We start from the raw sequence: 8,586 nt of genomic DNA, 5'->3' as shown, positions 1-8,586 counted from the left end.
GACAAGAAGAACATTAACCCACCCCCCACCACCACACAAAACCGGGGGCCACCCCCACACAAAACCGCAGGTCAGAGGCGGGTCGGCCGCTTGCAGGTGCCCCGACAACGCACTGCAGGTGCCCCGACAACGCACCGGGGCCCCGACCGACTCGCGTCGATCGGGGCCCCGGGATGCCGTCAGGAACGGTGCCTCAGCGAGACGACACCGCGTGGGCCAGCACGTCGAGGATGTCGCGCGGGTCCTTGGCCTGGTAGGCCGTTCCGCCGGTCGCCTTGGCGATGTCCTCGAGGGCCGCCATGTCAGCGTCCTCCGAGATGCCGATGCCGATCACGCGCACGGGACGGTTCGGGTCCTTCATCTTCTCGAGCTCGGCGAGCAGCTTCGAGCGCGAGATGGAGCCCGGGTCGTCGTTGGCCCCGTCAGCCATGATCACCAGCGCGTTGTAGTAGTTGCGGTCGTAGTTCTCCACGGCCTTCTTGTAGGCCTCCAGCGTCGTGTCGTAGAGACCCGTGCCGCCCTCGGTCAGGGTCTTGAGCAGGTCGAGCTGCTTGCGCAGGTACTGCGTGTGGTTCATGCCCTTGGTGGTGGAGTCCAGCGGCCGCATGGGCGCCAGCTCCCGCCAGTCCTGGCCGGGCCCGCCCTGGTCGATGGAGAAGGCCCAAATGCCGATCCGCGAGGTGTCGGGCAGCACGCCCAGCGCGGTGTCGGCCGCCCCCGCCGCCAGATCCATGCGCGTCCCGCCCGGCGAGGGGAAGTCCATCGAGCCCGAGACGTCGAAGACCACGAGCATCGACGAGGGCACGCTCAGCATGCCGAACTGGCCCAGCACCTGGTTGAACTGGATGGGCGGCACCTCGGTCATGAGCTTGTCGTCCTCCATGCCACGACCCGCGAGGGGCGAGCCGTCAGCGGGACGCAGCCCGGCCTCGGCCAGGACCACGCGGCCGTTCTGCGAGGCGAACCAGTCGCGCAGCTTCGAGGCCACCAGGTCGGTGTCGGGAGCGCCACCGTTGGACTTCACCAACGGGAAGGTGAGCGCGGGAGCTCCGGAGCCCGGGGTGAACTCCGCCAGGCTGGCGTTGCCGTTGCCCTGGGTGAGCAGCTCCTGCTCGGTGACCGGGAGGAGCTCGGTGTAGGTGGCGCCGACCTCCTTCAGCGCGGTCTTCTCCGCCTTGCCCTTGACCGCTCGACCGCCGTAGGCCTGCGCGGCGTTGACGACGGCGGCCTGGGTGCGCTCGGTGGCGTCGCCCTTGGCCTCCATGTGGGGGGCGACGAGAGCCATGGCGCTGGCGCTGTCGACCTCGGGGTCGCCCAGGCGGATGGAGCCGGACTCCAGCGCCTCGATCCAGGTCGGGTGCTTGACGCCGTTCTTGCCGCCGACGAGACCGATGGGGGTCACCGCGAGCGAGGGGGTCAGGGTCGTGGTGTTGACGCCGATGGAGGCGAGCCGGTCGACGCGCGCGCCGGTGTCGGCGACCCAGAGGTCCGGGCGTCCGCCGTTGAAGAACGAGTCCTCCACGGCCGCCGGCGACTCGGTGCGCAGCTCGGCCGGGAAGCAGGGGTCGTCCTTCTTCAGGTCCTCGAGCGCCCGCTCCATCGCCAGCTGCATCGAGGGAACGACACTGATGACGACCGGACGGACGTCACAGTCGTCGGCACTGTTGGCCCCTCCGGGCCGGAATGCCAGCCAGCCCACTGCGGCGACCGCGGCCACCAGCGCGACCACGAGCACCACCGACGTGATCTGACGCTTGTTGCCTTCTGAGTGGCGTCCAGTGCTCATGCCACTTCCCCCTTGCGAATGTGTTGCAGTTATGTCTGGGCGAGAATACGTCGAGGCCACCGCCACCGGTCAGGGTTTGGAGAAACCCGTGCAGAGGGGGCCGTCAGGCACACTAGTGGTCGTGCCAGCCCGCGTCATCGTCCTCGCCGGCCCGTCCGGCGCCGGCAAGAGCCGCCTCGCTGCCCGGTTGGGGCTCCCCGTGCTGCGGTTGGACGACTTCTACCACTCGGTCGACCACCCGGACCTGCCCCGGGTGGCCGAGGGCGCCAACGCCGGGCTCGTCGACTGGGACGACCCCCGCACCTGGGACTTCGACGGCGCGGTCGCGGCGATCGAGGAGCTCTGCGCCGAGGGTCGCGCCGAGGTGCCGGTCTACTCCATCCCGCTGAGCCGACCGGTCGGGCGCCAGATCCTGGACCTGGGCGACCACTCCCACTTCGTCGCCGAGGGCATCTTCGCCCCCGAGGTCGTGGCCCACTGCGCCTCACGGGGCCTGTTGGCCGCGGCCCACTGCGTACGGCAGCACCCGCTGGTGACCTTCTGGCGGCGGCTGACCCGCGACCTGCGGGAGCGCAGGAAGGCGCCCTGGGTGCTCCTGTGGCGCGGACTGGCGTTGCTGCGCGCCCAACGTCGCGTGGTGGCCGACGCCGTGGCGAAGGGCTGCACGCCCGTCACCGGGGACGAGTCCTACGCCCTCCTCGCCGACCGGGTGCACGCGCCCGCCGGGAAACGCTGAGCGCCCGAGGTCCCGACGTGACGACGTGGTCCCGCCTCCTCTCCGGGGGCGAGCTGCGCCAGCCGGACGCCGTCTCCTGCGGTGCCTGCGTCGCCGTCGTGGCCACCGCACTCCACCAGGGTGCCCCTCCCCCGGCCGACTTCGGGTCCGAGGTCTGGGCGCTGCACCGCCGTCTCACGTCCTGCGCCGACCTCGACGGACGACGCCAGTGGCCGTGGCCGCGGTGGTGGGGCACCCCGCCGTGGGCCCTGGCGCGACACCTCACCGTGGTCTCGGGTCGGGAGCACCGCGTGCTGTGGGTGCGCACGGGCGCTCGCCGGGTCGTACGCCGCGTCACCGCCGCCCTGCGCGACGGAGCACCCGTGGCCGTCTACGTCGGGAGCAGGCTGCTGCCGCGCCACGTCGTCCTCGCCCTGCCGGTCGCCCAAGCGGGTGTGCCCACGACCACCGACCTCCGGTGGACGGTCCACGACCCGGCGAGCGGGCGTACTCGACACATCGACCTCGACGCGTGGCGGCGCGGGCGGTTGACCCCCGGGTGGCCCCGACCCTGGTGGGTGGTGGTGCCCACCGCCGGGCGGCACGACCGCGTCAGCCGGCGATGAGCTCGGCGTAGGCCGGCTTGATGACCTCGTCGATGAGGGCCAGCCGCTCGTCGAAGGGCAGGAAGGCGGACTTCATCGCGTTGACCGTGAACCACCGCAGGTCCTCCCAGCCGTAGCCGAAGGCCTCCACGAGCGCCGCCATCTCGTCGGTCATCGTGGTGCGACTCATCAGGCGGTTGTCGGTGTTGACGGTCACCCGGAATCGCAGCTTCGTCAGCAGGCCGATCGGGTGCTCGGCGATCGACGTCGCCGCCCCCGTCTGCACGTTGGAGGAGGGGCACATCTCGAGCGGGATGCGGGTGTCACGCACGTACGCGGCCAGGCGGCCGAGCTTCACGCTGCCGTCGTCGGCGACCTCGATGTCGTCGATGATCCGCACCCCGTGGCCCAGCCGGTCGGCGCCGCACCACTGGATCGCCTCCCAGATCGACGGCAGACCGAAGGCCTCACCGGCGTGGATCGTGAAGTGGCTGTTCTCGCGCTGGAGGTACTCGAAGGCGTCCAGGTGGCGGGTGGGCGGGTAGCCCGCCTCCGCGCCGGCGATGTCGAAGCCGGCCACTCCGCGGTCTCGCCACTCGACGGCCAGCTGCGCGATCTCCATCGAGCGCGCTCGGTGCCGCATGGCCGTGAGCAGCTGGCGGACCACGATCGGTCGCTCCGCCGCGGCGACCCCGGCCTCCAAACCTTCCTGCACCGCGGCGACGACCTCGTCGAGGCTGAGCCCCTGGGCGACGTGCTGCTCCGGGGCGTAGCGGACCTCGGCGTAGACGACGCCGTCGGCGACGAGGTCCTCGACGAACTCCCGGGCCACCCGCACCAGGCCGGCACGGGTCTGCATCACCGCCACCGTGTGCTCGAAGGTCTCGAGGTAGCGCTCGAGGCTGCCGGAGTCAGCCGACTCGGCGAACCACCGGCCCAGCGCCTCGGCGCCCTCGGCCGGGAGCGTGTGGCCGACCTCGCGGGCCAGCTCGACGATCGTCGTTGGGCGCAGCCCCCCGTCGAGGTGGTCGTGGAGCACAACCTTCGGGGCGAGACGGATCTGGGTCTTCGTGGGGAGGGTCACAGTCCCTATCCTTCCATCCATGCGGACTTTCACGAGCCTTGACGACGTACGCAGCGCTGCCGGCGAGGAGCTGGGGCACGGAGACTGGTTGCTGGTCGACCAGACCCGCGTCGACCAGTTCGCCGACGCGACCGGCGACCACCAGTGGATCCACGTCGACGCCGAACGAGCGGCGGCCGGCCCGTTCGGGGGCACCATCGCGCACGGCTACCTGACCCTCTCCCTGGTGCCGCTGCTCGGAGCCAGCGTCTTCGCCCTGGAGACTCCGGGCGCCAAGCTCAACTACGGGGTCAACAAGGTGCGCTTCCCCCAACCGTTGCGCGTCGGGCGCCGCATCCGGGGGCACGTCGCGGTCGCCGACGTCGCCGACCTGGCGTCGGGCGTCCAGCTGACGCTGCGCACCACGGTCGAGATCGAGGACGAGGCCAAGCCGGCCTGCGTGGCCGAGAGCGTGGTTCTCCTCCTGCCCTGACACCTCTCCCTCCACGTCGCCCTGACGCGCCGCGAGACGGTGCCGTCCCGCAGCTCAGTTCCGTCTAACCTCGATGGCGCCATCCCGCGCGAGCGGGGAGTCATCACGGGCCGCGCGCGGCCGGAGCCACGGGGGATCCCATGCCACAGACCATCGTTCGACCTGTCGTCCTCATCCTGACTACCTTCGCCCTCCTGCTCACCGGGCTCACCGCCCCGGCCGGCGCGGAGGGCTCCGCCGTCGCGGCCGCCGAGACGACCGCCGCGGCCAAGAAGGGCAAGAAGACCCGGTGCCTGAAGGGCAGCGGCGCCAGCGGGGGCGTCTGTTTCAAGCTGCGCAGCACCAAGTACAGGGTCAAGCGGGTCGAGTCCGTGCCGTTGCGCAACAAGTCGTCGAAGAAGGCGACCATGCACTGCAGCTTCACCAAGACCATCAGCAAGAGCGTGCAGCGCAAGGCCGGCATCAGCAGCACGGCCGAGGTCAACGCCGTCTTCGGCCTGGCCAAGCTGAACGTCTCCGTCAACGTCGAGAAGTCCGTGACCCAGACCGCGTCGCAGGCCACCACCGCCGGAGGGTCGATCGTGCTCAAGCCCGGCGAGGAGGTCACCTGCATCCGCACCTACGGCCACGTCGTGACCAAGGTGCGCCGTTACGCGTGGTCCGGCAACAAGATGACCTCCGACGAGATCATCAAGACCAAGATCCCCTCGAGCCTGGGCGTCGACATCATCGACTGACACCCGACGCGCTCACCCGTCCAGCCGCGTCCGCCGGGCGATCCGGCGATCCTGCGATCAGGCGATGCGGTCGATCAGCAGCGGATCGCCTGCCCGCTCACCCGGGTCACCGATCTCCCACCCGCCCTCGAGCGACGCGAGCGCCCGCTCGAATCGCTCGGGGGTGTCGGTGTGCAAGGTCAGCAGCGGCATGCCGGCGGTGACCCGGTCGCCCGGGCGGGCGTGCCACACGACACCGGCTCCGGCCTGGACGGCCTCACCCTGCTTCGTACGCCCCGCGCCGAGGCGCCAGGCGGCCATGCCGACGGCCATGGCGTCGAGGCGGGTCAGGGTGCCCGACGTCGGAGCCGTCACGACGTGGGACTCGCGCGCCACCGGCAGCGGGGCGTCAGGGTCGCCGTCCTGGGCGCGGATCATCTCGCGCCACACGTCCATCGCCGAACCGTCGGCGAGCTTGTCGGCCGGGTCGACGTCGGTGACGCCCGCGCCGGCGAGCATCTCGCGCGCCAGCGCCAGCGTCAGCTCCACCACGTCGGCCGGTCCCCCGCCCGCGAGCACCTCCACCGACTCGGCGACCTCGACCGCGTTGCCGGCGGTCAGCCCCAGGGGCGTGGACATGTCGGTGACGAGGGCGACGGTGTGGACGCCGGCGTCCTGGCCGAGCGCCACCATGGTGGAGGCCAGCTCGCGCGCCTTCTCGAGCTCCTTCATGAACGCTCCGGTGCCGACCTTGACGTCGAGCACCAGCGAGCCCGTGCCCTCGGCGATCTTCTTGCTCATGATGGAGGACGCGATCAGCGGGATCGCCTCGACCGTCCCGGTGACGTCGCGCAGGGCGTACAGCTTCTTGTCGGCGGGGGCGAGCCCGTCGCCGGCGGCGCAGATGACGGCACCGACGCGCTCCAGCTGCGCCATGATCTCGTCGTTGGAGAGGGTGGCGCGCCAGCCCGGGATCGACTCGAGCTTGTCGAGGGTGCCGCCGGTGTGTCCCAGACCGCGGCCCGAGAGCTGGGGCACCGCGACGCCGCAGGCCGCGACCAGCGGCGCCAGGGGCAGGGTGATCTTGTCGCCCACGCCTCCGGTCGAGTGCTTGTCGGCGGTGGGTCGCGACAGCGCGGAGAAGTCCATGCGCTCACCGGAGGCGATCATCGCCGCCGTCCAGCGGGAGATCTCGGAGCGGTCCATGCCGTTGAGCAGGATCGCCATCGCCAGGGCGGACATCTGTTCGTGGGCCACGTCGCCGCGGGTGTAGGCGTCGATCACCCAGTCGATCTGGCTGTCGGTGAGCGGGTGGCCGTCGCGCTTCGCGGAGATGACCTCGACTGCGTCGTGCTGCGTCATGCCGGTCAGCGTACGTGCCGGGTCGGGACGCCACCGCATCCCGCGACGGGCGTCATCGAGCGAGGTCCTGCGGACCGAAGGCGTCCGGCAGCACCTCGGTCATGGGGCGTACCCCGGTGACCGTCCACACCTGCAGGTCGGGGCCGCCGGCCTCCCACAGCAGCTGTCGGCAGCGGCCGCACGGCATGATCACCTCGCCGGCTCCGTTGACGCAGACGAAGTGGGTCAGTCGCCCGCCACCGGTCGCGTGCAGCTGCGAGACCAGGCCGCACTCCGCGCACAGCGTCACGCCGTAGCCGGCGTTCTCCACGTTGCAGCCGACCACGAGGCGACCGTCGTCGACCAGGGCCGCGGCCCCCACCGCATAGCCGGAGTAGGGGATGTAGGCGCGGGCCGACACCTCGACCGCCGCCGACCTCAGCCGCGGCCACGGCTCCACGGACACGTCCACCACTGCCTCCTCCTCGTCGAGCGCCGTGCACGCGCACGACCCGCCCATCCTCCGTCGCCGTCGGACCGGACCCGTGCAGCGCCATGTCCCGACTCGATAACTATTTGCCACCCACCCGTGCCCGACCCACTTCGCTGAGCCGTCTGCGGGCGTATCGTCCCCACGACAGCACCGCCCCTGCCGAATCCGACCGGGGCCGAACCTCCTGGAGGATGTAAGTGAAGAACATGCGCAAGGCCGCTCTCGGCGGCGTGCTGGCGATGAGCGCCTCCCTGCTCGTCGCCTGTGGTGAGGCTCCCGAAGACAACGGTGGCGACACGAAGGCGGCGGACTCCGACTTCCTCCCCTGCATCGTCTCCGACGAGGGCGGGTTCAACGACAAGTCCTTCAACGAGCTGACGTTCAACGGCGTGAAGCAGGCCGCCGACGAGCTCGAGGTCGACTTCAAGCAGTTCGAGTCCAAGGCCGAGGAGGACTACGCCCCGGCCCTGGAGAACTTCGTCAGCGCCGGCTGCACCGCCATCGTCGCGGTCGGGTTCGAGCTCGCGGAGGCGACCATCGCGTCGGCCAACGAGAACGAGGACATCGACTACATCCTCATCGACCACAACGCTGACACCGACTTCGACGGCGAGGTCAACGCCGACAACGTGAAGCCGGTGCTCTACGACACCGCCCAAGCCGCGTTCCTGGCCGGCTACGCCGCTGCCGACTACACCAAGACCGGCAAGGTCGGCACCTACGGTGGCGACCAGTTCGACACCGTCACCATCTTCATGGACGGCTTCAAGCAGGGCGTCGACCACTACAACGAGGTCAAGGACGCCGACGTCAAGGTCGTCGGCATGAACCTCTTCACCGGCAGCTTCGAGAACGACACCAACGCGGTCGCGAAGGCCCAGCAGGTCATCGACCAGGACGTCGACGTGATCATGCCCGTCGGTGGCCCGATCTACGGCGGCGCCATGAAGGTGATCGGCGAGACCGACTCCGACGTGGCCCTCGTGGGCGTCGACGCCGACCTCTACGAGTCGGACCCGACCACCCAGGAGGTCGTCTTCGTCTCGGTCCTCAAGTCGCTGCAGCAGTCGACCTACGAGGCCGTGATGGCCGCCGGTCAGGGCGAGCTCGACTACAGCGAGTACGTCGGGACCCTCGAGAACGGCGGCGTCGGCATCTCGTCGTTCCACAACTTCGAGGACAAGGTCTCCGACACCCTCCCCGGCGAGCTCGAGGAGCTGGAGCAGGCCATCATCGACGGTGACCTGAAGGTCGACTCCTACCTCGCCGACTGATCACCCGTGAGCGGGGAGGGCGGTCACTCCGCCCTCCCCACCCACGTCCACTCGTACGCCCGTCGTGGCTCCGGCAGCGGCGGGCGTACGGTCAGCAAGG

General features: G+C 70.5%; 9 protein-coding genes. 5 read left to right on the top strand and 4 right to left on the bottom strand.

The features are described 5' to 3' along the window. Window positions 1-193: 193 nt before the first annotated feature. Complete coding sequence (locus IEQ44_RS14920) at window positions 194-1,786, bottom strand: VWA domain-containing protein (protein ID WP_193639266.1); 1,593 nt, start codon at window positions 1,784-1,786, stop codon at window positions 194-196. Between the two features lie 121 nt (window positions 1,787-1,907). Between IEQ44_RS14920 and IEQ44_RS14915 the strand changes: the two genes are divergently transcribed. Together IEQ44_RS14915 and IEQ44_RS14910 are read left to right on the top strand one after the other, a co-directional pair. Then, entirely contained in the window at window positions 1,908-2,522 is a 615-nt protein-coding gene (locus IEQ44_RS14915; RefSeq protein WP_193639265.1) for an ATP-binding protein, read from the top strand. 17 nt (window positions 2,523-2,539) lie between these two features. Continuing rightward, window positions 2,540-3,127 (top strand): hypothetical protein, encoded by a 588-nt coding sequence (locus tag IEQ44_RS14910; RefSeq protein ID WP_193639264.1) that lies wholly within the window; start codon window positions 2,540-2,542, stop codon window positions 3,125-3,127. Here IEQ44_RS14910 and IEQ44_RS14905 read toward each other — a convergent pair. Then, window positions 3,114-4,190 carry an adenosine deaminase gene (locus tag IEQ44_RS14905; protein ID WP_319804702.1) on the bottom strand — a complete coding sequence of 359 codons (1,077 nt, stop codon included), beginning with the start codon at window positions 4,188-4,190 and terminating at the stop codon, window positions 3,114-3,116. The two genes, IEQ44_RS14910 and IEQ44_RS14905, sit on opposite strands and share 14 nt — an antisense overlap. A 19-nt stretch (window positions 4,191-4,209) precedes the next feature. Here IEQ44_RS14905 and IEQ44_RS14900 point away from each other — a divergent pair, with 19 nt between their 5' ends. Continuing rightward, the gene (locus tag IEQ44_RS14900) at window positions 4,210-4,662 is read left to right on the top strand and encodes a MaoC family dehydratase (RefSeq protein ID WP_193639262.1); all 453 of its coding nucleotides are present in this window, start codon (window positions 4,210-4,212) and stop codon (window positions 4,660-4,662) included. 140 nt (window positions 4,663-4,802) lie between these two features. Continuing rightward, a complete protein-coding gene (locus IEQ44_RS14895) occupies window positions 4,803-5,399 on the top strand; it encodes a hypothetical protein (protein WP_193639261.1) in 597 nt (198 codons plus the stop codon). Between the two features lie 57 nt (window positions 5,400-5,456). Here IEQ44_RS14895 and IEQ44_RS14890 read toward each other — a convergent pair whose 3' ends face one another. Continuing rightward, complete coding sequence (locus tag IEQ44_RS14890) at window positions 5,457-6,740, bottom strand: thymidine phosphorylase (protein WP_193639260.1); 1,284 nt, start codon at window positions 6,738-6,740, stop codon at window positions 5,457-5,459. Between the two features lie 52 nt (window positions 6,741-6,792). Continuing rightward, the gene (locus IEQ44_RS14885; RefSeq protein ID WP_193639259.1) at window positions 6,793-7,239 is read right to left on the bottom strand and encodes a cytidine deaminase; all 447 of its coding nucleotides are present in this window, start codon (window positions 7,237-7,239) and stop codon (window positions 6,793-6,795) included. Between the two features lie 179 nt (window positions 7,240-7,418). On the opposite strand from IEQ44_RS14885, the gene IEQ44_RS14880 reads away from it, so the two are divergent. Next, window positions 7,419-8,486, top strand: coding sequence for a BMP family lipoprotein (locus IEQ44_RS14880; protein WP_193639270.1), 1,068 nt, complete (start codon window positions 7,419-7,421; stop codon window positions 8,484-8,486). Window positions 8,487-8,586 lie beyond the last annotated feature (100 nt).

This window comes from Nocardioides malaquae (genome assembly GCF_015070385.1).
Taxonomy (GTDB): domain Bacteria; phylum Actinomycetota; class Actinomycetes; order Propionibacteriales; family Nocardioidaceae; genus Nocardioides; species Nocardioides malaquae.
Note: the sequence above shows the minus strand (reverse complement) of the source record. Positions and strands in the feature narration are given on the sequence as shown.